Source organism: Streptomyces sp. NBC_01410 (assembly GCF_045040195.1).
In the GTDB taxonomy this organism is placed as follows: Bacteria; Actinomycetota; Actinomycetes; order Streptomycetales; family Streptomycetaceae; genus Streptomyces.
Map to the genome: position 1 here is coordinate 6329835 of NZ_CP109530.1, position 25863 is coordinate 6355697.

A 25863-nucleotide genomic window follows, 5' to 3' on the forward strand; every position below is an offset into this window, starting at 1 on the left:
CCATGGCCCGGCGAACCGAATGGCCGGGCGACAGCACCTCCTCGTCGAGGGCCGAGAAGGAGCTGTCGCCCCAGGACCCCGCCGAGCGGGCGCGGGCGATCTGCCTGCGCCTGCTCACCGGAACCCCGCGCACCCGTAAGCAGCTCGCGGACGCTCTGCACAAACGTGAGATCCCCTCGGAGGTGGCCGAGGAGGTCCTCTCGCGCTTCGAGGACGTGGGACTGATCAATGACGCGGCCTTCGCGGACGCGTGGGTGGAGTCCCGGCACCACGGCAGGGGCCTGGCCAGGCGCGCACTTGCGCGAGAGCTGCGTACCAAGGGTGTGGACTCCGCCCTGATCGACGAGGCGGTCGGGCAGCTCGACTCCGATCAGGAGGAGGAGACGGCGCGCGAGCTGATCGCCCGCAGGCTCGCCTCGACGCGGGGCCTGGACCGCGACCGGCGACTGCGCCGCCTGGCGGGCATGCTGGCCCGCAAGGGCTACCCGGAGGGCATGGCCCTCAGGGTGGTCAAGCGCGCACTGGAGGAAGAGGGCGAGGACGTGGGGGACGTGCCGGAGGAGGGCGGGATCTAGCGTCGCGGGAGCGCGGTACGGGGGCGGGGTAACCGCTTCCACCGGCCCCCCTCGCCGTTGCCGCCCCCCGCCCGGCCTCCGTCGGGCGAAACCGTCAGGCCGGGACCGTCAGCGCTGCACCGGGAGGCCCGCCGACTTCCATGCCTGGAAGCCGCCGACCAGGTCAGTCGCGCGGTGCAGGCCCAACTGGCGCAGGGACGCTGCCGCGAGGCTCGACGCGTAGCCCTCGTTGCAGATCACGACGACCCGCAGATCGTGGCTCACCGCCTCCGGTGCGCGGTGGCTGCCCCGGGGGTCCAGACGCCACTCCAGCTCATTGCGCTCGACGACCAGCGCGCCCGGGATCAGGCCGTCCCGCTCGCGCAGGGCTGCGTACCGGATATCCACGAGGAGCGCGCCGTCCGCAGCCTCCGCGTAGGCATCCTTCGGCTCGACGCGGTCGAGGTCCTCGCGGACCCGTTCCAGAAGATCGTCGATTCCCACCTGCTCGCTCACTGCCAGTCCTCCGGACGCTCGACCTGCTCAAGACGCAGCACCGCACCGGACCGGCTGAAGCGGCGGATCAGCGGCAGCGGTGGGTAGTACGCGTGCACCGAGACGGCGTGCTCGCTGACCGACTCGTTCAGCACCTCGTGCACATGATGCGTCCCGAAGGCCCGGCCCTTTCCCGGCCCCAACTGCCGTTCGCGGTCGACCCCTTCGTTCAGCTCCAGGGTCCTCCAGCCGCTCGCGGGCAGGCGTACGGCGAGGGAGTTCTCCTTCAGTTCGCCCGCGGCCGTGGCGAACGCGCCGTGCGACTCGGCGTGGTCGTGCCAGCCGGTACCCGTGCCCGGGGGCCAGCCGATCAGCCAGGCCTCGCTGCCGCCGGGGCCCTTGAGCCGTACCCAGGTACGCCCTTCGGGGTCGAGGGGGAGCGAGGCGATGAGGTCTTGGTCGGCGGCTGAGCGCCGTACGAAGTCGAGAAGCTCGGCCGCCGTCGGCGGGCCCGAGTCACGGGTGGCGACAGTGGAGACAGGCTGCGCGGAGACAGGCTGGGACACGGAAACCGTCCTGGAAGTTCGCGGGAAAGCGCGCCGGCTCAGCGGGTCACGGCGCGCGGGGAATGCGAATTCAGCAGGACGGACGACACACGCAGCCCGCGTAGCGGACGAGGTCCATATGGACCCTCCGCCACAGGCGCACATTGGTGTCAGTCACGCTCCGGAGTACACCATGTGCGCCTTCGACGGTCAATTGATGTCCGCAGTACGGTCACTGCGCACCGCTGAAGGGGCGCCTCCGCGCGCCGCGTCCGCCGCCGAGTACAGCTCAGCGGGCCGTACTCCCGCGAAGGACGCGACCAGATGCCCGTCGGGCCGCACCAGTAGCACTGTGTGTGCCGAAGCCCCTGGGTAGCCCTCCGTGACCAGCAGCTCCGCCCGCACCGGCAGCGCGCTGACCGCCGCCGCCAGTCGCGGCATCACGCCCGCGCTCACCCAGTGCCGCCGGTCCCACACCCCCGTTCCGGGTGCGACGAGAATCACCAGCAGCTGCCCCTGCCCCAGCCGGTCCCGTAGCAGCGCGCTCGTCCCGTCCGGGGCGGTCACCCGCACATCCGCGACGGGCGCACCCGCCTCAGTGCCGACGAGGGTCTGCGAAGGGGCGTGTTGGGGCGCCAGGGGGGAGTGCGTGTATACGGGGGGCGCGCCCAGCGGGCCGTACCCCAGATGGCCGTCAGTGAGCAGGATGTCGTGCCCGCGCGCGGCGCCCGGGAGGTACGTACGCAGTGCGCTGCCGCCGCGCAGTATCGGCAGTGACTGGTCGGCGGCGCGCAGCCGCGAGGCCACGGCCGCCCGCCGCTCCGCCTGATAGCTGTCGAGCAGCGGCTCGGACGGGCCGTGGTGCCAGCTGTGCGCCAGCTTCCAGGCCAGGTTGTCCGCGTCCCGCAGGCCTTCGTCGAGCCCCTGAGTGCCGAGCGCCCCCAGCAGATGCGCCGCGTCGCCCGCGAGGAAGGCCCGGTCGACCCGCCAGCGCCGCGCGAGCCGGTGGTGGAGGGTGTAGACACCGGTGTCGAGAAGCTCGTACGCAGGTGCCTCGCCGCACCAGCCCGCCAGGGTGTCGCGCAGGCGGGCCACCAGGGAGTCGGGGGTGACCAGTTCACCGCGGGGCGCCAGCAGCCAGTCGAGCCGCCACACGCCGTCCGGCAGCGGCCGGGCGGTGACCTCCTCGCCGCCCGTGCGCCACGGCGGCTGACGGTGCAGCAACGCCTCGTCGGGCCAGGGGAGTTCGGTGCGCAGGGCGGCGACCGCATGCCGTTCCACCGCGGTGCGCCCCGGGAAACGGATGCCGAGCAGCTTGCGGACCGTCGACCTCGCGCCGTCGCACCCGACCAGATGGCTTCCGCGCCACCATGTCGCCGCGGGCCCGCGGGTGTGCACGCTGATTCCGCTCGCGTCCTGCTCCAGCGAGTCGACGCGGCTGTCGGTGACGAGCTGGATCAGCCCCTGTCCGGCGACGGCGTCCCGCAGGCCGCGGGTGAGGGCGTGCTGGGGGATGTGCAGCGGCGCGGGTGCAGCCTCGTCGCCGAGCGGGAGCTGCCGCACGTCCTGGCGCCGGCGCATCGAGCGCCAGCCGGCCCAGCGGGCGCCTTCGTCACGGACAGTGCTGCAGCCGAGCCGTTCCACCATGGCCGCCATGTCGGACCGCAGCACGACGGTGCGAGCGGGCCGCGTCTCGTCCTTGCCGGCGCCTTCGTCGAGTACGACGGAGGGCACGTCCTGCTGCGCCAGGGCCAGCGCGAGCGCGAGCCCGACGGGCCCGGCGCCGACGATGATCACCGGGTCCACGGCGTGACTCCTGGGGCCCGAAGGGTCAGGCGGAAAGGTGAGGTGGGAGCCCGGTGCGCGATCACAGAACGTATGCAACCCATTGCCGGTGCTTGCGTCAAGTGACACAGGAACGCGGCGAGGGGCGGTGGCCTCGCGGCCACCGCCCCTCGCTGGTCGAGCATCCGATGAACCGTCAGGTGCTGCGGCCGTCATCCTTCTGGACGCCGGGCTCGGCGATTGGCTCCTCGGCACCGGCCAGGTCGGCGGTGAGCACCGCTCCCGTGCTCTTCTTCGCATGGCGCAGCCTGCGCTCCAGCCATGAGGCGAAGGTCGTGAGCATCAGGTTGAGGATGATGTAGATCACCGCGACGACGATGAAGCTGGGGATGACGTTCGCGTAGTTCGCGGCGAGCGTGCCCCTCGCGTTCAGCAGTTCAGTGAAGGCCAGCACCGCACCGCCGAGAGCGGTGTCCTTGACGATGACGACGAGCTGGCTGACCAGTGCCGGCAGCATCGCGGTGACGGACTGCGGCAGCAGGATGCTCGTCATCGTCTGGCCCTTGCGCAGGCCGATCGCCTTGGCTGCCTCCGTCTGGCCCTTGGGCAGCGACAGGATGCCGGCCCGCACGATCTCGGCCAGCACCGAGGCGTTGTACAGGACGAGTCCGGTGACCACGGCGTACAGGGGACGGATGTCACTGCTGATGCTGCCGGAGTTGGCGTAGAGCTGGTTCGCGAACAGCATCAGAAGCAGAACCGGGATGGCGCGGAAGAATTCCACCACGACCGAGGCCGGGACCCTGACCCAGCGGTGGTCGGACAGCCGGGCGATGCCGAAGATTGCACCCAGCGGCAGCGCGATGACCATCGCGAGGGACGCGGCCTTCAATGTGTTGACGAGACCCGGCAGCAGGTAGGTCGTCCAGGCCGGCGCCTCGGTGAAGGGCTTCCACAGGGCCCATTCGAGCTGGCCCTTGTCGTCCATGATGCTGATCGCCCACCAGATCCCCAGCGCCAGCAGCACGAGGAACGAGGCCGTGTAGACGATGTTGCGCCGCTTGGCCCCGGGGCCGGGAGCATCGTAGAGAACGGAGGTCATCGCTTCACCGCCACACGCTTGCCGACCCAGCCGAGGATGAGGCCGGTGGGAAGGGTCAGAGCTACGAAGCCGAACGCGAAGATCGCTGAGATGAGGACGAGCTGCGCTTCATTCTCGATCATCTCCTTCATGAGCAGAGCCGCCTCGGCCACACCGATGGCCGCCGCGACCGTGGTGTTCTTCGTGAGGGCGATCAGCACATTGGTGAGCGGACCGACGACCGAGCGGAACGCCTGCGGGAGAACGACGCTTGAGAGGACCTGGGTGAAGCTCAGCCCGATGGCCCGTGCCGCCTCCGCCTGACCGACCGGCACCGTGTTGATCCCGGATCGCACCGCCTCGCAGACGAACGCCGCGGTGTAGGCCGCGAGCCCGAAGACAGCCAGCCGGAAGTACTTGGCTTCGAAGTCGTCGGCCGCGCCCAGCGTCATGCCGAAGACATCGGCGAGACCGAGCGAGGAGAAGACGATGATCACGGTGAGCGGGATGTTCCGGACCACGTTCACGTAGACCGTGCCGAACGCACGCATCAGAGGCACCGGGCTCACCCGCATCGCGGCGAGGAGGGTTCCCAGCACCAGGGAGCCGATTCCGGAGAGGACGGTGAGTTGCACCGTCACCCAGAACGCCCCGAGCAAGTCATAACCTTCAAGAAAGTCGAACACTGTCTCCCGCGCTTCCGCGTGTAGGAGGGCGCGGCGCGCCGCCTTCAGTGGCGGCACGCCGTGTCAGCCCTGCTTCACTTGACGATGTTGCCGATCTTCGGGGCGGGCTCGTTCTGGTAGTTGGCCGGGCCGAAGTTGTCCGCCACGGCCTTGTCCCAGGCCTTGTCCTTGACCATCTTCGCGAGGGCGGCGTTGATCTTGTCGACCATCTCCTTGTCGCCCTTCTTGACGCCGATGCCGTAGTTCTCGTTGCTCAGCTTGAGGCCGGCGAGCTTGAACTTGCCCTTGTACTGGTCCTGCGCCGCGTAGCCGGCAAGGATCGAGTCGTCCGTGGTCAGCGCGTCGACGGCGCCGCTCAGCAGTCCGTTGAGGCACTCCGAGTACGTGCCGACCTGCTGCAGGTTGGCCTTCGGCGCGAAGTCCTTCTTCACGTTCTGAGCGGACGTGGAGCCGGTGACGGAGCAGAGCTTCTTGCCGTTGAGGTCCTCGCCCTTGGCGATGTTGTCATCGGCACGGATCAGCAGGTCCTGGTGAGCGAGCAGGTAAGGGCCGGCGAAGTCGACCTTCTGCTTGCGCTCGTCGTTGATCGAGTAGGTGGCGGCGATGAAGTCCACGTCGCCGCGTGCGAGCGCGGTCTCGCGGTCGGCGCTCTTCGTCTCCTTGAACGTGATGTCCTTGGCGTCGTAGCCGAGCTCCTTCGCCACGTACGTGGCGACGGCGACGTCGAAACCGGTGAACTTGCCGTCCGGCGTCTTCAGGCCGAGGCCCGGCTGGTCGTACTTGATGCCGACGGTGATCTTCTTGCCGCCGCCGTCGCCCGAGTCGCTGTCGCCGCCACAGGCGGTCGCGGTCAGGGAGAGGACGAGGGCCGCGGCGGCCGCGGCGCTTGCCTTGTGCAGCTTCATGATGAACATCCCTTGTGTCGTAACTCGCCGGTCGTCGGTTGTGCGGGGAGCGCCGGTCGTCAGTGGTGCAGGATCTTCGACAGGAAGTCCTTAGCACGATCGCTGCGCGGATTGCTGAAGAACTCGTCCGGCGTGGCCTCCTCGACGATCCTGCCGTCCGCCATGAAGACAACACGGTTGGCGGCAGAGCGGGCGAAGCCCATCTCATGGGTGACAACCACCATCGTCATCCCATCGCGCGCAAGCTGCTGCATGACCTCGAGAACTTCGTTGATCATCTCGGGGTCGAGGGCAGACGTCGGCTCGTCGAAGAGCATGACCTTCGGGCCCATCGCCAGCGCTCGCGCGATCGCGACACGCTGCTGCTGGCCGCCGGAGAGCTGCGCCGGGTACTTGTCGGCCTGCGAGCCGACGCCCACCCGGTCGAGCAGCGAGCGCGCCTTGTCCTCGGCGGCCTTCCTGTCGGCCCTGCGGACCTTGATCTGGCCCAGCATCACGTTCTCCAGCACGGTCTTGTGTGCGAAGAGGTTGAACGACTGGAAGACCATTCCGACGTCGGCGCGCAGCCGTGCGAGCTGCTTGCCCTCGGCGGGCAGCGGCTTGCCGTCGATCGAGATCGCGCCGGAGTCGATCGTCTCCAGGCGGTTGATGGTGCGGCACAGCGTGGACTTTCCGGACCCGGAGGGTCCGATGACGACCACGACCTCGCCACGGGCGATCGTCAGGTCGATGTCCTGGAGCACATGCAGCGCGCCGAAGTGCTTGTTGACGTTGCTCAGCACGACCAGGTCGCCCGCGGGTACAGCGTCCTCGACGCCCTTGGTCACTGAAACTCCGCTCATCGGCTTCTTGCTCCGTCCTCCTCGGTTGGGAGGACGTTAATCACGCCTTGCGACCAGTGTCATTACATCTGAGCGGAAATTGAGGATAACGATCCGGCTGCACCTGGACACTATGCGTGAACAGGGTGATGATCGGCGTACCGGGTGGGTAACGGAAACGGGCAGGTATCGGGAACCCCCTTGACTGGCCGGGTGCACATCGGCCTTGATTCCCTGGTACATCCTTGACCGGATCCATGACCGTTTGACCGTAGGGGGGCCATGAGGCTGCTGCTCGTCGAGGACGACGACCATGTCGCCGCCGCGTTGTCCGCGGTGCTCGCCAGGCACGGTTTTCAGGTCGTCCACGCCCGCAACGGCGAGGAGGCGCTGCAGGCCGTGCTGCCCGCCACGCATCCCGAAAAACCGCCGTTCGGAGTCGTGCTCCTCGACCTGGGGCTGCCCGACCAGGACGGCTATCAGGTGTGCGGCAAGATCCGGAAGCTCACCTCCACGCCCGTGATCATGGTGACCGCGCGGGCCGACGTCCGCTCCCGGATCCATGGGCTCAACCTCGGGGCCGACGACTACGTCACCAAGCCGTACGACACCGGGGAGCTGCTGGCCCGCATCCACGCCGTCAGCCGCCGAACCGCGAGCGGTGACGATGCCGCCGCGGCCGGGTCCGAGGATGCGCTGCGCCTGGGGCAGGTCACCATCGAGCTGCCCACGCGGCGCGTCAGCGTCGACGGGGAGACGGTTCAGCTGACCCGCAAGGAGTTCGACCTGCTGGCGCTGCTCGCGCAGCGGCCGGGCGTCGTGTTCCGCCGGGAGCAGATCATCAGCGAGGTGTGGCGCACCAGCTGGGAAGGGACCGGCCGCACCCTCGAGGTGCATGTGGCGTCCCTGCGCTCCAAGCTGCGGATGCCCGCCCTGATCGAGACCGTGCGCGGAGTCGGCTACCGGCTCGTCGCGCCCGCGGCCCCGTAAGGCCCGTACACCCCGGTGCGTACCCGACTTCTCCCGCTGCTCATCGTCCTCATGGCAGGCGTGCTGCTCGCGCTCGGCTTCCCGCTCGCCGTGAGCGTGGCGGCCGCGCAGCAGCAGCGGGTCGTCGTGGACCGGATCGACGACACGGTGCGCTTCGCGGCGCTCGCGCAGTTCGTCACCGAAGGCCCGGGAATGGACGAGCGGCGCTCCACGCTCCAGGAGCAGCTCGACCGCTATCACGACACGTACGGCATCAAGGCGGGCGTCTTCTACCGCGACGGCGACGACATCGCGAGTGCCCCCGAGGGCTGGTACGTGCCGCGCAGCGGCGAGGGCCGGGAGGCATTCCAGGAAGCGCTCACCGGCCGGCGCAGCCAGGACCCCGGGCAGGTCTGGCCGTGGCAGCAGGGCGCCCGGCTCGTCGTCGCCTCACCCGTCGTACGGGACGGGGACGTCGTCGCCGTCGTGTTCACCGACTCGCCCACCGCCCAGCTGCGTTCACGCGTCCTGAAGGGCTGGCTGCTGATCGCGGCCGGCGAGTGCGCGGCGATGCTGGTCGCCGTCGGCGCCGCGTTCCGCCTCACCGGCTGGGTCCTGCGGCCCGTACGTATCCTGGACGCGGTCACCCATGACATCGCGACCGGGCAGATGAATTCGCGCGTCGCGGCGGCGGGCGGACCCCCGGAACTCAGACGCCTGGCCCGCTCGTTCAACGAGATGGCCGACAACGTAGAAGAAGTACTGGAACAGCAGCGGGCGTTCGTGGCCGACGCCTCTCACCAGCTGCGCAATCCCCTCGCCGCCCTGCTGCTGCGCATCGAGCTCCTTGCCCTGGAGCTCCCCGAGGGCAACGAGGAGATCGCCTCGGTCCGCACCGAGGGCAAGCGCCTGGCCCAGGTCCTCGACGACCTGCTGGACCTGGCGCTGGCCGAGCACGCCTGCGCCGACCTCCGGCTCACAGACATTGGCGAACTGGCAGCGGAACGGGTCGCCGCCTGGCGTCCGCTCGCCGAGGAGAAGGGCGTTCGTCTGACCGAACACCGCGCAGCGGTCACGGCCTGGGCCGACCCGGTCGCGCTCTCCAGCGCCCTGGACGCGGTGATCGACAACGCCCTGAAGTTCACCCCGAGCGGCGAGGAGGTCACCGTCTCGGTCGCCTCCAACGGGGCCACCTCGACGGTCGTGATCACCGACCGCGGTCCCGGCCTGACCGACGAGGAGCTCGCCCGTATCGGCGACCGCTTCTGGCGCAGCGGCCGCCATCAGAACATCAAGGGCTCGGGTCTGGGCCTGTCGATCTCGCGCGCACTGCTGACGGCAGGCGGCGGCTCGATCGCGTACGAGCACCACGAGCCGTGCGGTCTGCGGGTGACCGTGACCGTCCCGCGTACGTCTCCTACGGCTTGACCGAGCGGTAGTAGCGCCGGGCTCCTTCGTGCAGTGGCAGCGGATCCGTGTAGACGGCGGTCCGCAGATCCACCAGCTGCGCGGGGTGCACGGTGTTGCCGATCCGGTCCCGGCTCTTGATCACCGTACGGGTGAAGCCCTCGGTCATCGCCGGATCCGTCCGGTCGGTGGTGACCAGCAGATTCGCCACCGCCACCGTCGGCACCGGCACCCCGCTCTGCGCCTGGAGATAGGCGTCGGCGGGCATCACGGCGGCGCGGTAGTAGCTGGTGTCGCCCGCGGTGTGCAGTTTGTCGACGAGATCGGCCGCCAGCGGGATGAGCTTGATCTCGAAGCGCTCGGACAACTCCTGGATGGTGCTGGTGGGCAGCCCGCCCGACCAGAAGAAGGCATCGAGCTCGCCGGCCTCCAGCCGGGCAGGCACGGTGTCGATCCCGGCCGCGACCGGAGTGATGTCTCGCGCCGGATCGATCCCCGAGGCCGTGAGCAGCCGCTCGGCGATCAGCCGTACACCCGACCTCGCCGGCCCGATACCCACCCGCTTGCCGCGCAGATCGCGGGCGGACTTCACCTGGGAGGAGCGGGGTACGACGAGCTGCACATAGTCGTCGTACAGCCGGGCGCAGCCGCGCAGCCGGTCGGCGCCCGGCTTGCTGTCCCGCCTGTACTTGGCGACCGCGTCGGCCGTGGCGATGGTGAAGTCGGCCTCGCCGGTGGCCACGCGCGCGAGATTCTGTTGCGAGCCCTCGCTGGTTCGCAGATCTATCTGCACGTCCGGCATGTCTTGGGCGAGAGCCTCCTCGAGCAGTGCGCCGTACCGTTGGTAGACCCCGCTCTGCACGCCCGTGCTGAAAGTCAGCTTCCCCTTTGGGGAGGACTCTCCGATGGGCAGCAGCCACCACGCCAGCAGCCCGAACACCACGAGGGCGGCCGCGGACGCCTGCAGGGCGCGGCTTCGGCTGATGCGGGACGGGGCGGGGAACATGGCCGCGATCCTGCCAGCTCACTCCCTGTGATGGCCAGGCCCCGGCTCGCGGACGGGCGAGGCGGAGCGTCAGTGCGACCCCGTACCCTGGTTGGCGCGATGAGTGCGAAAACTTACGAGGTGCGCACCTACGGGTGCCAGATGAACGTCCACGACTCCGAGCGCCTGTCGGGCCTCCTGGAGGACGCGGGCTATGTCCGCGCGCCCGAGGGCGCCGACGGTGACGCCGACGTCGTCGTCTTCAACACCTGCGCGGTGCGGGAGAACGCCGACAACAAGCTCTACGGCAATCTCGGCAGGCTCGCGCCGATGAAGACCAAGCGGCCCGGGATGCAGATCGCCGTCGGCGGCTGTCTGGCCCAGAAGGACCGCGACACCATCGTCACGAAGGCGCCGTGGGTCGACGTCGTCTTCGGCACCCACAACATCGGCAAGCTGCCGGTCCTGCTGGAGCGCGCCCGCATCCAGGAAGAGGCACAGGTCGAGATCGCGGAGTCGCTCGAGGCTTTCCCCTCGACGCTGCCGACCCGCCGTGAGTCGGCGTATGCCGCGTGGGTGTCTATTTCGGTCGGCTGCAACAACACGTGCACCTTCTGCATCGTGCCCGCACTGCGCGGCAAGGAGAAGGACCGCAGGCCCGGCGACATCCTGGCCGAGGTCGAGGCGCTCGTCGCCGAGGGCGTGTGTGAGATCACCCTGCTCGGACAGAACGTCAACGCGTACGGCTCCGACATCGGTGACCGCGAGGCCTTCAGCAAGCTGCTGCGCGCCTGCGGAAGGGTCGAGGGCCTGGAGCGGGTCCGCTTCACCTCGCCGCACCCCCGCGACTTCACGGACGATGTGATCGCGGCGATGGCCGAGACGCCGAACGTCATGCCCCAGCTCCACATGCCGCTGCAGTCCGGCTCGGACACCGTGCTCAAGGCGATGCGCCGCTCGTACCGGCAGGAGCGATTCCTCGGGATCATCGAGAAGGTGCGCGCCGCGATTCCGCACGCCGCCATCTCCACGGACATCATCGTGGGCTTCCCCGGCGAGACCGAGGAGGACTTCGAGCAGACCATGCACACCGTGCGGCAGGCGCGCTTCGCGAACGCCTTCACCTTCCAGTACTCCAAGCGCCCCGGCACCCCCGCGGCGACCATGGAGGGGCAGATCCCCAAGGAGGTCGTCCAGGACCGGTACATGCGTCTGGTCGCCCTCCAGGAGGAGATCTCCTGGGAGGAGAACAAGAAGCAGGTCGGCCGGACGCTGGAGGTCATGGTCGCGGAGGGCGAGGGCCGCAAGGACGGGGCCACGCACCGGCTTTCGGGACGTGCGCCGGACAACCGTCTCGTCCACTTCGCGAAGCCGGACGAGGACGTGCGCCCCGGCGATGTGGTGACGGTCGAGATCACTTACGCCGCACCGCACCACCTGCTCGCGGAGGGCGCTGCGACATCCGTACGGCGCACCCGCGCGGGCGACGCCTGGGAGAAGCGCAACGCCGAGGCGGCCGCGAAGCCTGCCGGCGTGATGCTGGGACTGCCGAAGATCGGCGTTCCTGAGCCGCTGCCGGCCGCTGCCGCGCCCGCGTGCGGCAGCCACTGACCGGCGTCGGTGAGGCACCCGTGAACACGCACTAGGCTGCCGATCATGCTTGTCGCCGCCGCCGTGTGCCCCTGCCCGCCGCTGCTCGTTCCCGACGTCGCCGCCGGCGCCGCGCCGGAACTCGACGCGGCGCGTACCGCGTGCTGCGACGCCCTCGGGGTGCTCGGCGCCGCCCGTCCCGATCTGCTGGTCGTGATCGGGCCTGCCGAACAGCACAGCCGCGGTTCGTATGCGGCGGGCGCGACCGGTTCCTTCCACGGCTTCGGTGTCGACATCGACGTGACGCTGGGGACGGGCGAGGGTCAGGAGCGGCCGCTGCCGCCGTCCCTCGCCGTCGGAGCCTGGCTGCTGACCCGCGCCCAGTGGAATTCCCCGGTGGAGGGCCTCGGAGTCGGCGAGCCACTCGCCCCGGAGCGCTGCCTTGCCGCTGGCCGGGAGCTAGGCGCCCGGGCAGAGCGTGTCGCGCTGCTGGTGATGGGCGACGGCAGCGCCTGCCGCACGCTGAAGGCGCCCGGCTATCTGGACGAGCGGGCGGCCGACTTCGACGCGCAGGCCGCTCGCGCGCTGGGAGCGGCCGACGTGGAGGCGCTCAACGCGCTGGACGAGTCACTGGCGTACGAACTCAAGGCGGCGGGCCGCGCGCCCTGGCAGGTTCTTGCGGGGGCGGCCGAGGGGGCGGGCCTGGCAGGGCAGTTGCTCTACGAGGACGCTCCTTATGGCGTCGGCTACTTCGTGGCCGCCTGGTCGTAGCGGAGGGACAACGGCCGGACGGAAACGGCGGACGGCCGCGGAACACGCGTTCCGCGGCCGTCCGTCGATGTGCTGGATGTTGTCAGGCGGGCGGCGGCGTGGTGCCGTCGTCCTTGTGTGCGGTGTCGGCCTTGTGAGCAATGCGGTCCAGGGCGTCCTTGGCCTTGCCGGTGCCAGACTCGATCTTGCTGCTGTACCGGCCCTTGGTCCTGGCGTCGACCGCCTTCGCGGCCTTGTCCAACCGGTGCTCGATCGTGTCCCCGTGCTGCTGCGCGAAGTCGGAGACCTTGTTCCTTGCCGGGGCGAGCTTGACCTTCAAAGAGTCCATGAAACCCATGGGTCACCTTCCCTCGTGGGGGACTGCGGGACTATTTGCGGGCGCCCTCGTCGGCTTCGTTGTCCGCCGCCTCATCCGCCGACTGCTGCTTGGGGATCTCCACGCTCTCGGCGACCGCGTTCTCGACAACCGCGGCCTCCTCGGCTTCGGTGACCTTCGCCGCCGCGTCCTTCGGCGCTTCCCCTTCGGGACCCGCATCGGACCCGGACACCGAACCGCTGTCGGTACCCGCCTTCCCGGTACCGGCGTCGGAACCGCAATCGACCGAGGACTCGGCCGTCAGTGTCCCGGCGGTCGCTTCCTCGGTTGACGCCTCGACAGTCGTGCTGGACTTACGACGAAATCGCGAAAAAACACCCATATCTGCTCCATAGGCTACTCGTGTGGACGAAGTTCCGCGTCGCCCGGAGCGTTCCATTGCGCCGCCCGCGGGCACCCGGTCGAGAAACCGGCGTTCGGAACCTCGCAACAGGCAACGAACCTTGTCCCGTGCCGTCACCTCGCTCGTTCGGGGACATGCCCGCGGGTTTGCGAGACTAGGGCAGTGAGAAGTGCAGCTCCCGCACCGCGGGTCATCGCCGTCGTCGGTCCCACCGCGGCCGGAAAGTCCGATCTGGGCGTCTTCCTGGCCCAGCGGCTGGGCGGCGAAGTCGTCAACGCCGACTCCATGCAGCTCTACCGGGGGATGGACATCGGCACCGCCAAACTGACGACCCAGGAGCGCGGCGGTGTCCCGCACCGGCTGCTGGACATCTGGGACGTCACCGAGACCGCGAGCGTCGCCGAGTACCAGAGGCTGGCCAGGGCGGAGATCGACCGGCTGCTCGCTGAAGGCCGTACACCCGTCCTCGTCGGTGGCTCCGGGCTGTACGTGCGCGGCGCCATCGACGCCCTCGAATTCCCCGGCACCGACCCGGTGATCCGCGCCCGGCTCGAGGAGGAGCTGACGGTGCGCGGCTCGGGCGCCCTGCACGCCCGGCTGGCCGCCGCCGACCCGGAGGCCGGAAAGGCGATCCTGCCCAGCAACGGCCGCCGCATCGTAAGGGCACTCGAAGTCATCGAGATCACCGGCAAGCCCTTCACGGCCAACCTCCCCGGACATGACGCCGTCTACGACACCGTTCAGATCGGCGTCGATGTGGCCCGCCCCGAGCTCGACGAGCGCATCGCGCTGCGCGTCGACCGCATGTGGGAGGCGGGCCTGGTCGACGAGGTGCGCGCGCTGGAGGCCCAGGGTCTGCGGGAGGGGCGCACGGCATCGCGCGCGCTCGGCTACCAACAGGTGCTCACGGCGCTCGCGGGGGAGTGCACCGAACTTCAGGCGCGCGAGGAGACCGTGCGCGCCACGAAGCGCTTCGCGCGCCGCCAGGATTCATGGTTCCGCCGGGACCCGCGTGTGCACTGGCTGAGCGGCGCCGCCGAGGACCGGGCGGAACTTCCGCACTTGGCGCTGACGTTGGTCGAACGAGCGGTCACAGCCTGATCACGTGATGGCATCGGGACGCTCTGCCCGTCATTTCGGAACCCTGGAGCGTGCCATCATCGCAGCATCGATCGACGTGGAGTCCGAGTTGGGAGGCGCGTGGCGATGGAGGCCGGCCCTCGCGACAGAGCACAGGAAGCACAGGACGCAGCGCAGATCGCGTCCCGTCTCAGTCCCGACGGTCCTGATGAGCAGGACGTGATTCCGGACGAGGTCGAGGTCGAACTGCGACCGCAGCGCAGGCTGCGCATCTGGCAGCTCGCCCCCATCGTGGGGCTCGCCGCTGTCGGCTCGCTGATGTTCGCGTTCCCCCTCGCCTTCGGCACCGGCGACGGCGGCGCCGTCGTCGCCATGCTGGGCGTGCTCATCAGCTGCTGCGCCGCGGGCTGGGGTCTGATGGCCGCCCGCCGCGTCGGTCACACCTGGCCCGGTCTGCCACCCGTCGGCTCCGGCGAACGCCCCGACTGGCGAGTGATCGCCCTGTATATCGGGGTGGGTGCCGCGCTCGTCGCACTCGCCGTCTGGCGTGTGGCCCGCCTCCGCTGACCGCGTTGTCGGCGGGCTCTCGTACAGTTGATCCGTGAGCACCTCGCAGATCGCCTTCCTCAAAGGCCACGGGACCGAGAACGACTTCGTGATCATTCCGGACCCGGACAACGCCATCGACCTGCCCGCCTCCGCCGTCGCCGGACTCTGCGACCGCCGGGCCGGCATCGGCGGCGACGGCCTGCTGCATGTCGTACGGTCCGCGGCTCACCCCGAAGCACACGCCATGGCCGGCGAGGCCGAATGGTTCATGGACTACCGCAATGCGGACGGATCGATCGCCGAGATGTGCGGCAATGGCGTACGCGTCTTCGCGCGGTATCTCCAGCGCGCGGGACTCGTCGAGGAGGGCGACCTGGCGGTGGCGACCCGCGGCGGCGTCAAGAAGGTGCACCTCGCCAAGGCCGAGTCCGTCACCGGCTCCGCTGCGGGTGACATCACGGTCTCCATGGGTCGCGCGCAGTTCCCGCGGGAGGGCGTCACGGTCACGGTCGACGGCCGCAGCTGGCCCGCCCGCAATGTGAACATGGGCAATCCCCATGCGGTCGCCTTCGTCGATGACCTGGACCACGCGGGCGACCTGTTCCGCGAACCGCCCTACAGCCCGGCGTCGGTCTATCCGGACGGCGTGAACGTCGAGTTCGTCGTCGACCGCGGCGAGCGCCATGTCGCGATGCGCGTGCACGAGCGAGGCTCCGGCGAGACCCGCTCGTGCGGCACGGGCGCGTGCGCCGTCGCCGTCGCGGCGGCCCGCAGGGACGGCCTGGACCCCTCGGTCACCGGCGCCCCCGTCGCGTACACCGTGGATCTGCCCGGCGGCCGGCTCGTGATCACGGAGCATCCGGACGGCGAGATCGAGATGACCGGCCCCGCGTTGATCGTCGCCGAGGGCCACATCGAACCGGCGCTGCTCGCTCAGCGACCCCCTCTCGCCTAGGTCGTGTCTTCAACGTCCCGTCTGGTCGGCGACGCCTGGCACGCACGCTCGCCGTGTTGTCGTCAGTCGCCGATGCTCCGCATTGACTCCCTCCGCCGTGCGATCGCACGCACCAGACGCCGCCGGGCCCGCCCTTCGGGCGGACGACGCTACTTTGAAGACACTCCCCAGCCCTTCGGACGTAGCTTCTCCTCGCTCGGACCGAAACCGTGATCGCATAGAGCTTCGCTCGAATGGGTGATCCGTTTCACGCTGAGCGAGAGCCGGACTGCGCCACGTGGTGGGCTCGGTAGCATCAAGCACCGGCCCGGAGGGCACGCCTGCTACTCCACCGCCGGTCGAAGCTGCCGGAGGTGCCCATGAGTGCAGAGGCCACGAACCCTGGTGCCCACAGTCGCAGGCGCGGCCGTCCCAGGATCGACCTCCGTCGGCTGGGTCGCGCCGCGCTCCTCGGGCCCGCAGGCCGTGACCGGCTGCCCGACGCGATCGGCCATGTCGCCGATGCGCACCGCGCACACCACCCGGAGGCGGACCTCGCCATCCTGCACAAGGCGTATGTCCTGGCTGAGTCTTCCCACCGCGGGCAGTTCCGCAAAAGCGGCGAGCCATACATCACGCATCCGCTCGCCGTCACCCTGATCCTCGCCGAACTGGGCGCGGAGACAACGACCCTGACGGCCTCTCTCCTCCACGACACCGTCGAGGACACCGAGGTGACGCTCGATCAGGTACGGGCGGAGTTCGGCGCCGAGGTCTGCTATCTCGTCGACGGCGTCACCAAGCTGGAGAAGGTCGACTACGGCGCGGCGGCCGAGCCCGAGACCTTCCGCAAGATGCTCGTCGCCACCGGCAACGACGTCCGCGTGATGTCGATCAAACTCGCCGACCGGCTGCACAACATGCGCACGCTCGGCGTCATGCGGCCCGAGAAGCAGGCACGCATCGCCAAGGTCACCCGCGACGTCCTCATCCCCCTCGCCGAACGCCTCGGCGTCCAGGCACTCAAGACCGAACTGGAAGACCTGGTCTTCGCGATCCTCCACCCGGAGGAGTACGAACGCACCCGCGCCCTCATCGCGGAGAACGCGACCGCCTGGGACGCGCTCGACGCCATCGCGGAGAACTTCCGGACCGTGCTCCGGGACGCTGGCATCGCGGCCGAAGTGCTGATCAGGCCACGGCACTTCGTCTCCGTGCACCGCATCCGCATCAAGCGCGGCGAACTGCGCGGCACCGACTTCGGGCGGCTCCTCGTGCTGGTCGGCGAGGACGCCGACTGCTACGGCGTCCTGGGCGAGCTGCACACCTGCTTCACCCCGGTGATCTCCGAGTTCAAGGACTTCATCGCCGCGCCCAAGTTCAACCTGTACCAGTCGCTGCACACGGCCGTCGCGGGCCCGGACGGCGCGGTCGCCGAAGTCCTCATCCGTACGCACCAGATGCACAAGGTCGCCGAGGCGGGAGTGATCGCCCTCGGCAATCCCTACGTGCCCGTCGAGGGCGCGGAGCCGGCCGACGGCGAGCGCGCCGACCCGACCCGTCCCGGCTGGCTCTCCCGCCTGCTGGACTGGCAGGAGTCCACCCCGGACCCCGACACCTTCTGGACCTCCCTGCGCGCCGAACTGGCGCAGGACCGCGAGATCACCGTCTTCCGCGCCGACGGTGGCACGCTCGGACTCCCGGCCGGCGCGAGCTGTGTGGACGCCGCGTACGCCCAGTACGGCGAGGAGGCGCACGCCTGTATCGGCGCACGCGTCAACGGCCGCCTGGCGACGCTGAGTACGGTGCTGAGCGACGGCGACACCGTGCATCTGCTCCTTGCCCAGGACGCCGCGTCCGGCCCCTCGCCCGACTGGCTCGACCACGCCCGGACACCCGCCGCACGCATCGCCATCACCTCCTGGCTCGCGGCCCATCCAGAGGGCACGAAGATTCCGGCCGCCGCCCCTCGCAGACCCGCCCCCGTCACCGCCGACCGGCCCACCGCGGCCAACGCCGTCGTCGACCTCCCGGACGCCACCGTCCGGCTCGCCGGCTGCTGTACACCCGTGCCGCCGGACGCCGTCACCGGCTTCGCGGTCCGCGGCGGCACGGTGACGGTCCACCGCGAGGAATGCCCCGCCGTGACCCGCATGAAGTCACTCGACCGTGAGCCCATCCCGGTGACCTGGGGCGACTCGGCCGAGTGCAGAGTCACGCTGATCGCCGAATCCTTCGGCCGCCCCCGGCTGCTCGCCGACCTCACCGAAGCCATCGCCGCCCAGGGCGCGGCCATCGTCTCGGCGACCGTCGAACCGCCGACCCAGCAGCGCGTACGGCACACGTACACCCTTCAACTCCCGGACTCCGCAGGACTTCCCGCCCTGATGCGGGCCATGCGCGATGTTCCGGGGGTGTACGACGTGAGCCGTGCCCAGCACCCGGCTGCCACCACCTGACCTCGTTCGGGTGGGCGCGACGCGCGCCGTCACGGTCCTCGCCGGGCGCGCTGATAGCCGTAGGGCATGCTGCTCACTTCACGGCGCCTCCGGGCCGCCCTGCTGGCCGCCGCCTCGGCCACCCTCGTCGCCGCGGCCCTGCCTCCGCCTGCACCGCTCGGCATCGGTGACGCGCTCTTCCCGCAGCTGGGCAATCCCGGTTACGACGTCCTCACCTACGACATCGCCCTCACCTACGGCGGCAGCAACAGCAAGCCGCTGGACGCCGTCACCAGGATCGGCGCCCGGGCGACGGAGCGACTGGAGCGGATCAACCTCGACTTCACGCACGGCACGGTCCGTACGGTCGAGGTGAACGGCCACCCGGCCACCTTCTCCACCGCCGGAGAGGACCTGGTGGTCGAGCCGGACGGGGCCGTCGCATCGGGCTCCCGGATGAACATTACGGTCACCCACACCAGCGACCCGAGCGGCCCGCCGACCACCGGGGGCTGGGTGCGCACCGGCGACGGGCTGGCGATGGCGAACCAGGCCGACGCCGCCCACCGGGTCTTCCCCTCCAACGACCACCCAGCCGACAAGGCGTACTTCACCTTCCGCGTCACCGCGCCGAACGAGTACACGGTGGTCGCCAACGGTGTACGGAGGGCGAAGGCGCGGAGGGGCTCCACCACCACGTGGGCGTACCGGACCCGGCACCCCATGGCCACCGAGCTGGCCCAGGTCTCGATCGGCCGCTCGGCCGTCGTGAAGCGCCTGGGGCCGGGCGGGCTGCCCGTACGCGATGTGGTGCCCGCCGTGGACCGGGAGAAGCTGGAGCCCTGGCTGAAGAAGACACCGGCGCATCTGGAGTGGATGGAGCAGAAGGTCGGCCGCTACCCCTTCGAGACGTACGGAGTGCTGATCGCCGACGCATCCACGGGGTTCGAGCTGGAGACGCAGACCCTCTCGCTCTTCGAGCGCTCGCTCTTCACCACCACGGCCTACCCCGAGTGGTACGTCGACTCGGTCATGGTCCACGAGCTTGCCCACCAGTGGTTCGGCAACAGCGTCTCTCCCCGCACCTGGTCCGATCTGTGGCTCAACGAGGGGCATGCCACCTGGTACGAGGCCCTGTACGCCGAGGAGAAGGCGCAGCGGCCGATGGAGACGCGGATGCGAGCGGCATACGAGCGGTCCGACCAGTGGCGGACGGACGGCGGCCCGCCCGCGGCACCCAAGCGTCCGGTGCCGGGACAGAAGATCAGCCTCTTCCGGCCGGTGGTGTACGACGGCAGCGCACTGGTCCTCTACGCGCTGCGGCAGACGATCGGGACGGAGGCGTTCAGGAAGCTGGAGCGGCACTGGGTGCGGGAGTACCGGGACGCTGTGGCCACGACCGCGGACTTCGCGGCGCTCGCCTCGCGGATCGCGGGGCGTGATCTGTCGGCGTTCTTCGACGCGTGGCTGTACGCGGAGCGGACGCCGCCGATGCCCGGGCACCCGGACTGGCGAAGCACGGCTCCCACGCCCCCCGTGGGGGGCTGAAACCCGGGTGACGGCCGGGCGGGGGCGTGCGACCATCAACAGGTCGGCGACGCGGCCGGGGCCGGAGCCCCTCGGGAATCATCCGGATCCGTTACGCGTTGTGACTGATGTACCGGACTTCCCTCCGGCACTGATCTTGCTTTTTCCCATCGACGTAAAGGATCCAATGACCTCCTCTTCATCCCCTTCCCAGGACGAGCAGAGCTTCGCGGAGACGCGCACCGAGAGCCTTCGGGCCGATGCCCTGATGGAAGAGGACGTCGCCTGGAGCCACGAGATCGACGGAGAGCGGGACGGCGATCAGTTCGACCGGACCGAGCGAGCCGCGCTGCGGCGTGTGGCGGGCCTCTCCACCGAGCTCGAGGACGTCACCGAGGTCGAGTACCGGCAGCTGCGCCTTGAGCGTGTGGTGCTGGTTGGCGTGTGGACCTCGGGGACGGTGCAGGACTCGGAGAATTCTCTCGCGGAGCTGGCGGCCCTCGCCGAGACGGCGGGCGCGCTGGTTCTCGATGGCGTCATCCAGCGCCGTGACAAGCCGGACCCGGCCACCTTCATCGGCTCGGGCAAGGCGCGGGAACTGCGCGACATCGTGCTCGAAACCGGCGCCGACACCGTCGTCTGCGACGGTGAGCTCAGCCCCGGTCAGCTCATCGCACTCGAAGACGTCGTCAAGGTGAAGGTGGTCGACCGGACCGCCCTGATCCTCGACATCTTCGCCCAGCACGCCAAGTCCCGAGAGGGCAAGGCCCAGGTCGCGCTCGCGCAGATGCAGTACATGCTGCCGAGGCTGCGCGGCTGGGGTCAGTCGCTGTCCCGGCAGATGGGTGGCGGCGGCAGTGGCGGCATGGCCACCCGTGGCCCCGGTGAGACCAAGATCGAGACGGACCGGCGCCGGATCCGCGAGAAGATGGCGAAGATGCGCCGGGAGATCGCGGAAATGAAGACCGGCCGCGAGATCAAGCGCCAGGAGCGCCGCCGCAACAAGGTGCCTTCGGTCGCGATCGCCGGTTACACCAACGCCGGAAAGTCCTCGCTGCTCAACCGCCTCACGGGCGCCGGCGTCCTGGTGGAGAACTCGCTGTTCGCCACGCTGGACCCGACCGTCCGCCGGGCCGAGACACCGAGCGGCCGGATCTACACCCTGGCCGACACCGTCGGGTTCGTACGGCATCTGCCGCACCACCTTGTCGAGGCGTTCCGCTCCACCATGGAGGAGGTCGGCGAATCCGATCTGATCCTGCATGTGGTCGACGGATCGCATCCGGCGCCGGAGGAGCAGCTGGCCGCCGTGCGTGAGGTGATCCGCGATGTGGGCGCTCTGGACGTGCCCGAGATCGTGGTGATCAATAAGGCGGACGCGGCCGATCCGCTCGTCCTGCAGCGGCTGATGCGCATTGAGCGGCACGCGATCGCGGTGTCGGCGCGTACCGGCAAGGGCATCGACGAGCTGCTCGCGCTGATCGACGTCGAACTGCCGCGGCCCGAGGTCGAGATCGAGGTTCTCGTGCCGTACACCCAGGGCGGGCTGGTCTCGCGGGTGCATGCCGAGGGCGAGGTTCTCTCCGAGGAGCACACCACGGAGGGCACGCTACTCAAGGCGCAGGTGCATGAGGAGCTGGCCGCCGCGCTGGCGCCGTATGTACCGGTGATTCGCTGACCTCGTCCTGGCGCAACTGTCGCAACGCTTGAGGCCCGCACCCCCAATCGGGGTGCGGGCCTCAAGCGTTCACGCCATCAGGCCGGCTACTTGTCGCCGTACTTCTCGCTCATCACGGTGAAGAGCTGCTCGGCGCCCTTGCCCAGCTGGGGGCCGGCCAGCCAGCCGCTGGTGACCGGGCCGATCGAGGTGTTGGAGACCAGGACGGTGTTCTTGCCCTGGACCCGGAACCAGCCGCCACCGGACGAACCGCCTGTCATGGTGCAGCCGATGCGGTACATCGCGGGTGTGCCCGGGACCACCGTCAGACGGCCGGGACGGTCGATGCACTTGTGCATGATCAGGCCGTTGAAGGGCGGAGCGGCCGGGTAGCCCCAGGCGCCCATCGCGCTGACGGTCGAGGCCGCCGGAGCGGAGAAGTCGACCGTCAGGGCGTTGCCGACCGTCTCCTCCAGGGACTTGGTGCCGTTCTCGGGCTTCACGTGCAGCACGGCGTAGTCGTACGGGGCGCCGCCGGCGCCCGTCGGGCCGCCCGCGCTGATCCACTCGTTGGACGTCGAGGCCCAGTCCGCCCAGTAGGAGCCGTACGGGGCGATCTCCTGCGGCTGCGCGTTCGCCAGCTGGGCCGCCGACTTGCCCTTGTCGTTGTACGAGGGCACGAAGACGATGTTGCGGTACCAGCCGCCGTTCTGACCGGCGTGCACGCAGTGGCCCGCGGTCCACACGAGGTTGGACTTGCCGGGGTTGCGCGGGTCCTTCACGACGGTGCCGGAGCAGACCATCGAACCCTCGGGGGAGTCGAAGAAGACCTTGCCGACCGGAGCCGCGTAGTCGTGGTACGGGAGCCTCTCCGGCTTCGCCTTGACCGGCGCGGGCTCCGGGTCGGTGCCGGAGTCGACCGGGGCGTCCTTCGTGGCGAGCGTCTTCGAGGGGTCCTTGGCCTCCTTCATCCGCTCGGTCTTCCACAGGCCGTCGATCACCGGGTTGGCGAAGTCCTGGGCCTCACGCAGCCACTTGTCCTTGTCCCAGTTCTTCCATTCGCCGTTCTTCCACTTGTCCAGGTCGATGCCGTGCTCTTTGAGCTTGTCGGCCAGGCCGGGAAGGTCGGCGCCCTTGTCGGCGGCGGTGCTGGAAGCGGCGGGCTTACCGGCGCCCTTGTCCTCGCCCGGGCCACAGGCGGTGGCCGTCAGCGCGAGCGCCGCGGCGATGCCAGTGGCAGCCAGCAATGGACGTATGGATCGCATGGAAACGATTCCCCCTGATGCGCAATGCCTGATGTGCAATGGATTTATGCCATGAACGTGTCACGCGAAAGGGCGGCCTTCCGGGGCCGCCCCTTGCTGCGGCACCACTCTAGGCGGGTGCCTCGCCGCGCCGTTGAAACGGGGTCCCACCTGCACGGATTCTCCACGAGGAAACAGACAGGGGCCCGCGGCCACCAGGCCGCGGGCCCCCTGTCCTTCCGTCAGCGCGTATGCCCCATGGGGGCAACTCGCCTACTGGCTCGCGTACTTCTTGCTGACCGCGTCGTAGACGCCCTTGGCCTCTTCGCCCAGGCGCGGACCCGCCAGCCAGCCGGCCGTGACCGGGCCGATCGAGGTGTTGGAGACCAGGGCGGGCTTGCCGTCCGAGCCCTTGGCCACCCAGCCGCCGCCGGACGAACCACCCGTCATGGTGCAGCCGATGCGGTACATCGTCGGCTGGTTGGCCGTGATGGAGAGCCGGCCCGGCTTGTCGGCGCACTGGAACAGCTTCTGACCGTCGAACGGAGGCGCCGCCGGGTAACCCGTGGCGGTCATGTTGGCGATCTTCGGCGCGGCCGGTGCGTTGAAGTCCACCGGAAGCGCCGAACCGACCGTCTCCTCAAGGGACTTGCCGGTGCCGCCCTTCTCCGGGATGACATGGATCACGGCGAAGTCGTACGGAGCGCCCTGGCCGCCGGTCGTAGCGCCCTGTGAGATCCACTGATCGGAGGTCTGCGCCCAGTCGCCCCACCACGTGCCGTACGGGGCGACCTCCTCCTTGGGCGCCTTCCTCAGCTCGGAGGTGGGCTTGGCGCTGTCGTTGTACGAGGGCACGAACATGATGTTGCGGTACCAGCCGCCCTTCTTGCCCGCGTGCACACAGTGGCCCGCCGTCCAGACCAGGTTGGACTTGCCGGGGTGGGCCGGGTCCTTCACCACGGTCGCGGAGCAGACCATCGAACCCTCGGGCCCGTCGAAGAAGACCTTCCCGGCCTCAGCGGCGTTGGAGTGGTACGGAGCCTTCACGGCCTGCGCGTTGACCGGTGCGGGCGTCGGGTCGGTGACACCCTTGTCGCCCGAGATGTCGTTGTCGACGGGCTTCTCCGGCGGCTTCTCGGCGTCACGCATCCGGTCCGTGTCCCACAGATCCTCGATGATCGGGTTGACGAAGTCCTTGGCCTCACGCAGCCACTTGTCCTTCTCCCAGTTCTTCCACTCGCCGTTCTTCCACTTGTCCAGGTCGATCCCGTGCTCCTTGAGCCGGTCCTTGAGATCGTCCGGGATAGTGATCTTGCCGTCGGCGGACTGGCTGGCGGGTGCGCTCGGCTTGTCGCCCGCGTTGTCCTCGCTCGGACCGCAGGCGGTGGCAGCCAGCGCGAGGACGGCGGCGATGGAAGCCGCTGCCAGCGTCGGGCGAATGGGTCGCATGTCGTGATCCCCCTGGGACTTCAGTACTGCTGAGCTGACTTGACCAACTGACGTGCCTCCGGCGTCGGGTGCCCGAGCCGGAGCGCGGCTCCCACTATGCCGGTGCCGATGGGGACGGCGCGCACCAGGTCCGCGGTTCCGTCCCCGCAAGGATCTTCCGATTGCCCCGTGATCCACGGCTTCCGTCGTCGTTGGTACGTACGGGGTACGCAAGGTCAGCGTTCAGCCCGGCCGGGCGGCGTGTGAGCGCTGTACCGATGTGGAACGCAACTGTTACAGCGGGAGGACCAACACCGTGGCCGTGACCGAACCTGCTCCGGTGGCACCACCCGCCGCACACGAGGGGATCCTGCGACGGCAGTCGCTGCGCGAGTCCGCGGCCCGTACGTACGCGCGCTCGCTGCCCATCGTTCCCGTACGGGCGCGCGGGCTGACGATCGAGGGAGCGGACGGGCGGCGCTATCTCGACTGCCTGTCGGGTGCGGGGACTCTGGCACTCGGACACAACCATCCTGTGGTCCTCGAAGCGATCAAGAAGGTCATCGACTCGGGGGCGCCGCTGCATGTCCTGGACCTCGCCACACCGGTCAAGGACACCTTCACCACCGAGCTGTTCGCCACGCTGCCACGGCAGTTGGCCGACGACGCCCGCATCCAGTTCTGCGGGCCCGCAGGCACGGACGCGGTCGAGGCTGCCCTCAAACTCGTCCGCACCGCGACCGGCCGCAACGGCCTCCTCTCCTTCACCGGCGCCTACCACGGCATGACGGCCGGAGCGCTCGACGCCTCGGGCGGCGCCACCGACGTACGGGTGACCCGGCTGCCGTTCCCGCACAACTACCGCTGCCCCTTCGGGATCGGCGGCGAGCGAGGCGCCGAACTCGGCGCCCGCTGGACCGAGAGCCTCCTCGACGACGCCAAGGGCGGGGTGCCCCGGCCTGCGGGCATGATCCTGGAACCGGTGCAGGGGGAGGGCGGAGTCATCCCCGCCCCCGACACCTGGATGCGCAGGATGCGGCAGATCACCGCCGCCCGGTCCATCCCCCTGATCGCCGACGAGGTGCAGACAGGGGTCGGTCGAACCGGCACCTTCTGGGCGGTCGAGCACAGCGGCGTCGTGCCCGATGTCATGGTCCTCTCCAAGGCGATCGGCGGCTCCCTTCCGCTTGCTGTGATCGTCTACCGGTCCGAACTCGACACCTGGCAGCCCGGCGCCCATGCCGGCACCTTCCGCGGCAACCAGCTCGCGATGGCGGCGGGCGCGGCCACCCTCGCCTTCGTACGCGAGAACCGGCTCGCCGACCGCGCGGCGAGGCTCGGCGCGCGCATGCTGGGCAGCCTGCAGGGCCTGGCCGCCGCCCACTCGTGCATCGGAGACGTACGCGGCCGGGGCCTCATGATCGGCGTCGAACTCGTCGACCCCGATGCGGCTGCCCCGGACGCCCTCGTCCCGCCGCCCGCCCCCGCCCTTGCCGCCGCGGTCCAGCAGGAGTGCCTCAGCCGCGGGCTCATCGTCGAACTCGGCGGACGCCACTGCGGCGTCGTACGACTGTTGCCTCCTCTCACCCTCACCGACGAACAGGCCGTGGCCGTCCTCGACCGTTTCGCCGACGCCCTGGCTGCCGCCGAGCGCTCGATGCACCGCCGCACCGACAGCGGGCAGTCCCGCTGA

At 69.7% G+C, this 25863-nt stretch carries 25 protein-coding genes; 12 read left to right on the plus strand and 13 right to left on the minus strand.

Annotation, left to right across the window (positions count from 1 at the left end; translation table 11 throughout):
• Positions 1–2: 2 nt before the first annotated feature.
• The gene (gene recX, locus OG741_RS29170; protein ID WP_266489095.1) at positions 3–575 is read left to right on the plus strand and encodes a recombination regulator RecX; all 573 of its coding nucleotides are present in this window, start codon (positions 3–5) and stop codon (positions 573–575) included.
• Positions 576–683: 108 nt separating this feature from the next.
• Here the strand turns inward: recX and OG741_RS29175 are convergent, their stop codons facing one another.
• From OG741_RS29175 to OG741_RS29210, 8 genes are all read right to left on the minus strand, one after another.
• A complete protein-coding gene (locus tag OG741_RS29175) occupies positions 684–1070 on the minus strand; it encodes a rhodanese-like domain-containing protein (RefSeq protein WP_405602785.1) in 387 nt (128 codons plus the stop codon).
• Positions 1067–1615 (minus strand): cysteine dioxygenase, encoded by a 549-nt coding sequence (locus OG741_RS29180; RefSeq protein ID WP_405602787.1) that lies wholly within the window; start codon positions 1613–1615, stop codon positions 1067–1069. The genes OG741_RS29175 and OG741_RS29180 overlap by 4 nt, the downstream gene beginning before the upstream one ends.
• A gap of 70 nt (positions 1616–1685) precedes the next feature.
• Positions 1686–1772, minus strand: coding sequence for a putative leader peptide (locus OG741_RS29185; protein ID WP_319285218.1), 87 nt, complete (start codon positions 1770–1772; stop codon positions 1686–1688).
• 32 nt (positions 1773–1804) lie between these two features.
• Positions 1805–3400: an FAD-dependent monooxygenase gene (locus tag OG741_RS29190; protein ID WP_405602789.1), complete on the minus strand. Its 1596-nt coding sequence runs from the start codon at positions 3398–3400 to the stop codon at positions 1805–1807.
• A gap of 175 nt (positions 3401–3575) precedes the next feature.
• A complete protein-coding gene (locus OG741_RS29195) occupies positions 3576–4481 on the minus strand; it encodes an amino acid ABC transporter permease (protein WP_405602791.1) in 906 nt (301 codons plus the stop codon).
• Positions 4478–5146, minus strand: coding sequence for an amino acid ABC transporter permease (locus OG741_RS29200; RefSeq protein WP_405602794.1), 669 nt, complete (start codon positions 5144–5146; stop codon positions 4478–4480). Before OG741_RS29200 ends, OG741_RS29195 begins: the two co-directional genes overlap by 4 nt.
• Positions 5147–5220: 74 nt before the next feature.
• Positions 5221–6051 carry a glutamate ABC transporter substrate-binding protein gene (locus OG741_RS29205; protein WP_405602795.1) on the minus strand — a complete coding sequence of 277 codons (831 nt, stop codon included), beginning with the start codon at positions 6049–6051 and terminating at the stop codon, positions 5221–5223.
• A 59-nt stretch (positions 6052–6110) separates the two neighbouring features.
• Positions 6111–6893, minus strand: coding sequence for an amino acid ABC transporter ATP-binding protein (locus OG741_RS29210; RefSeq protein WP_405602798.1), 783 nt, complete (start codon positions 6891–6893; stop codon positions 6111–6113).
• A 261-nt stretch (positions 6894–7154) separates the two neighbouring features.
• On the opposite strand from OG741_RS29210, the gene OG741_RS29215 reads away from it, so the two are divergent.
• Entirely contained in the window at positions 7155–7862 is a 708-nt protein-coding gene (locus OG741_RS29215; RefSeq protein ID WP_324974892.1) for a response regulator transcription factor, read from the plus strand.
• Between the two features lie 15 nt (positions 7863–7877).
• The gene (locus OG741_RS29220; RefSeq protein ID WP_405602801.1) at positions 7878–9269 is read left to right on the plus strand and encodes an ATP-binding protein; all 1392 of its coding nucleotides are present in this window, start codon (positions 7878–7880) and stop codon (positions 9267–9269) included.
• On the opposite strand, the gene OG741_RS29225 is transcribed toward OG741_RS29220, so the two are convergent.
• Complete coding sequence (locus OG741_RS29225) at positions 9259–10254, minus strand: TAXI family TRAP transporter solute-binding subunit (protein ID WP_405602803.1); 996 nt, start codon at positions 10252–10254, stop codon at positions 9259–9261. The two genes, OG741_RS29220 and OG741_RS29225, sit on opposite strands and share 11 nt — an antisense overlap.
• A gap of 99 nt (positions 10255–10353) precedes the next feature.
• Between OG741_RS29225 and miaB the strand changes: the two genes are divergently transcribed.
• Both miaB and OG741_RS29235 read left to right on the plus strand, forming a co-directional pair.
• Positions 10354–11844, plus strand: coding sequence for a tRNA (N6-isopentenyl adenosine(37)-C2)-methylthiotransferase MiaB (miaB, locus tag OG741_RS29230; protein ID WP_405602804.1), 1491 nt, complete (start codon positions 10354–10356; stop codon positions 11842–11844).
• Positions 11845–11889: 45 nt separating this feature from the next.
• Complete coding sequence (locus OG741_RS29235) at positions 11890–12594, plus strand: class III extradiol dioxygenase subunit B-like domain-containing protein (RefSeq protein ID WP_405602806.1); 705 nt, start codon at positions 11890–11892, stop codon at positions 12592–12594.
• Positions 12595–12676: 82 nt separating this feature from the next.
• Here OG741_RS29235 and OG741_RS29240 read toward each other — a convergent pair whose 3' ends face one another.
• Both OG741_RS29240 and OG741_RS29245 read right to left on the minus strand, forming a co-directional pair.
• Complete coding sequence (locus tag OG741_RS29240) at positions 12677–12931, minus strand: antitoxin (protein ID WP_405602808.1); 255 nt, start codon at positions 12929–12931, stop codon at positions 12677–12679.
• Positions 12932–12962: 31 nt separating this feature from the next.
• A complete protein-coding gene (locus OG741_RS29245) occupies positions 12963–13292 on the minus strand; it encodes a hypothetical protein (RefSeq protein ID WP_405602809.1) in 330 nt (109 codons plus the stop codon).
• A 183-nt stretch (positions 13293–13475) separates the two neighbouring features.
• On the opposite strand from OG741_RS29245, the gene miaA reads away from it, so the two are divergent.
• From miaA to hflX, 6 genes are all read left to right on the plus strand, one after another.
• Positions 13476–14414: a tRNA (adenosine(37)-N6)-dimethylallyltransferase MiaA gene (gene miaA, locus OG741_RS29250; protein WP_405602811.1), complete on the plus strand. Its 939-nt coding sequence runs from the start codon at positions 13476–13478 to the stop codon at positions 14412–14414.
• A gap of 105 nt (positions 14415–14519) precedes the next feature.
• Complete coding sequence (locus OG741_RS29255) at positions 14520–14960, plus strand: hypothetical protein (RefSeq protein ID WP_405602814.1); 441 nt, start codon at positions 14520–14522, stop codon at positions 14958–14960.
• Positions 14961–14994: 34 nt separating this feature from the next.
• The gene (gene dapF, locus OG741_RS29260) at positions 14995–15897 is read left to right on the plus strand and encodes a diaminopimelate epimerase (RefSeq protein WP_405602817.1); all 903 of its coding nucleotides are present in this window, start codon (positions 14995–14997) and stop codon (positions 15895–15897) included.
• 359 nt (positions 15898–16256) lie between these two features.
• Positions 16257–18335 carry a RelA/SpoT family protein gene (locus OG741_RS29265; protein WP_405602819.1) on the plus strand — a complete coding sequence of 693 codons (2079 nt, stop codon included), beginning with the start codon at positions 16257–16259 and terminating at the stop codon, positions 18333–18335.
• A 66-nt stretch (positions 18336–18401) separates the two neighbouring features.
• On the plus strand, positions 18402–19862 hold the full coding sequence (locus OG741_RS29270) for a M1 family metallopeptidase (protein ID WP_405602822.1): 1461 nt from the start codon (positions 18402–18404) through the stop codon (positions 19860–19862).
• 166 nt (positions 19863–20028) lie between these two features.
• On the plus strand, positions 20029–21519 hold the full coding sequence (gene hflX / locus OG741_RS29275) for a GTPase HflX (protein ID WP_405602825.1): 1491 nt from the start codon (positions 20029–20031) through the stop codon (positions 21517–21519).
• 86 nt (positions 21520–21605) lie between these two features.
• On the opposite strand, the gene OG741_RS29280 is transcribed toward hflX, so the two are convergent.
• The gene (locus OG741_RS29280) at positions 21606–22763 is read right to left on the minus strand and encodes a trypsin-like serine peptidase (RefSeq protein ID WP_405602827.1); all 1158 of its coding nucleotides are present in this window, start codon (positions 22761–22763) and stop codon (positions 21606–21608) included.
• Between the two features lie 252 nt (positions 22764–23015).
• Complete coding sequence (locus OG741_RS29285) at positions 23016–24191, minus strand: trypsin-like serine peptidase (RefSeq protein ID WP_405602830.1); 1176 nt, start codon at positions 24189–24191, stop codon at positions 23016–23018.
• Between the two features lie 295 nt (positions 24192–24486).
• Here OG741_RS29285 and OG741_RS29290 point away from each other — a divergent pair, with 295 nt between their 5' ends.
• The gene (locus OG741_RS29290) at positions 24487–25863 is read left to right on the plus strand and encodes a diaminobutyrate--2-oxoglutarate transaminase family protein (protein ID WP_405602831.1); all 1377 of its coding nucleotides are present in this window, start codon (positions 24487–24489) and stop codon (positions 25861–25863) included.

What these genes read in the sequence shown, in the direction of transcription:
- OG741_RS29205 (WP_405602795.1), bottom strand. Translation starts at nt 6,051, where the DNA reads ATGAAGCTGCACAAGGCAAGCGCCGCGGCCGCCGCGGCCCTCGTCCTC.
- OG741_RS29210 (WP_405602798.1), bottom strand. Translation starts at nt 6,893, where the DNA reads ATGAGCGGAGTTTCAGTGACCAAGGGCGTCGAGGACGCTGTACCCGCG.
- OG741_RS29280 (WP_405602827.1), bottom strand. Translation starts at nt 22,763, where the DNA reads ATGCGATCCATACGTCCATTGCTGGCTGCCACTGGCATCGCCGCGGCG.
- OG741_RS29245 (WP_405602809.1), bottom strand. Translation starts at nt 13,292, where the DNA reads ATGGGTGTTTTTTCGCGATTTCGTCGTAAGTCCAGCACGACTGTCGAG.
- OG741_RS29195 (WP_405602791.1), bottom strand. Translation starts at nt 4,481, where the DNA reads ATGACCTCCGTTCTCTACGATGCTCCCGGCCCCGGGGCCAAGCGGCGC.
- OG741_RS29255 (WP_405602814.1), top strand. Translation starts at nt 14,520, where the DNA reads ATGGAGGCCGGCCCTCGCGACAGAGCACAGGAAGCACAGGACGCAGCG.
- OG741_RS29215 (WP_324974892.1), top strand. Translation starts at nt 7,155, where the DNA reads ATGAGGCTGCTGCTCGTCGAGGACGACGACCATGTCGCCGCCGCGTTG.
- OG741_RS29225 (WP_405602803.1), bottom strand. Translation starts at nt 10,254, where the DNA reads ATGTTCCCCGCCCCGTCCCGCATCAGCCGAAGCCGCGCCCTGCAGGCG.
- OG741_RS29265 (WP_405602819.1), top strand. Translation starts at nt 16,257, where the DNA reads ATGAGTGCAGAGGCCACGAACCCTGGTGCCCACAGTCGCAGGCGCGGC.
- OG741_RS29240 (WP_405602808.1), bottom strand. Translation starts at nt 12,931, where the DNA reads ATGGGTTTCATGGACTCTTTGAAGGTCAAGCTCGCCCCGGCAAGGAAC.
- OG741_RS29235 (WP_405602806.1), top strand. Translation starts at nt 11,890, where the DNA reads ATGCTTGTCGCCGCCGCCGTGTGCCCCTGCCCGCCGCTGCTCGTTCCC.
- OG741_RS29270 (WP_405602822.1), top strand. Translation starts at nt 18,402, where the DNA reads ATGCTGCTCACTTCACGGCGCCTCCGGGCCGCCCTGCTGGCCGCCGCC.
- hflX (WP_405602825.1), top strand. Translation starts at nt 20,029, where the DNA reads ATGACCTCCTCTTCATCCCCTTCCCAGGACGAGCAGAGCTTCGCGGAG.
- OG741_RS29285 (WP_405602830.1), bottom strand. Translation starts at nt 24,191, where the DNA reads ATGCGACCCATTCGCCCGACGCTGGCAGCGGCTTCCATCGCCGCCGTC.
- miaB (WP_405602804.1), top strand. Translation starts at nt 10,354, where the DNA reads ATGAGTGCGAAAACTTACGAGGTGCGCACCTACGGGTGCCAGATGAAC.
- recX (WP_266489095.1), top strand. Translation starts at nt 3, where the DNA reads ATGGCCCGGCGAACCGAATGGCCGGGCGACAGCACCTCCTCGTCGAGG.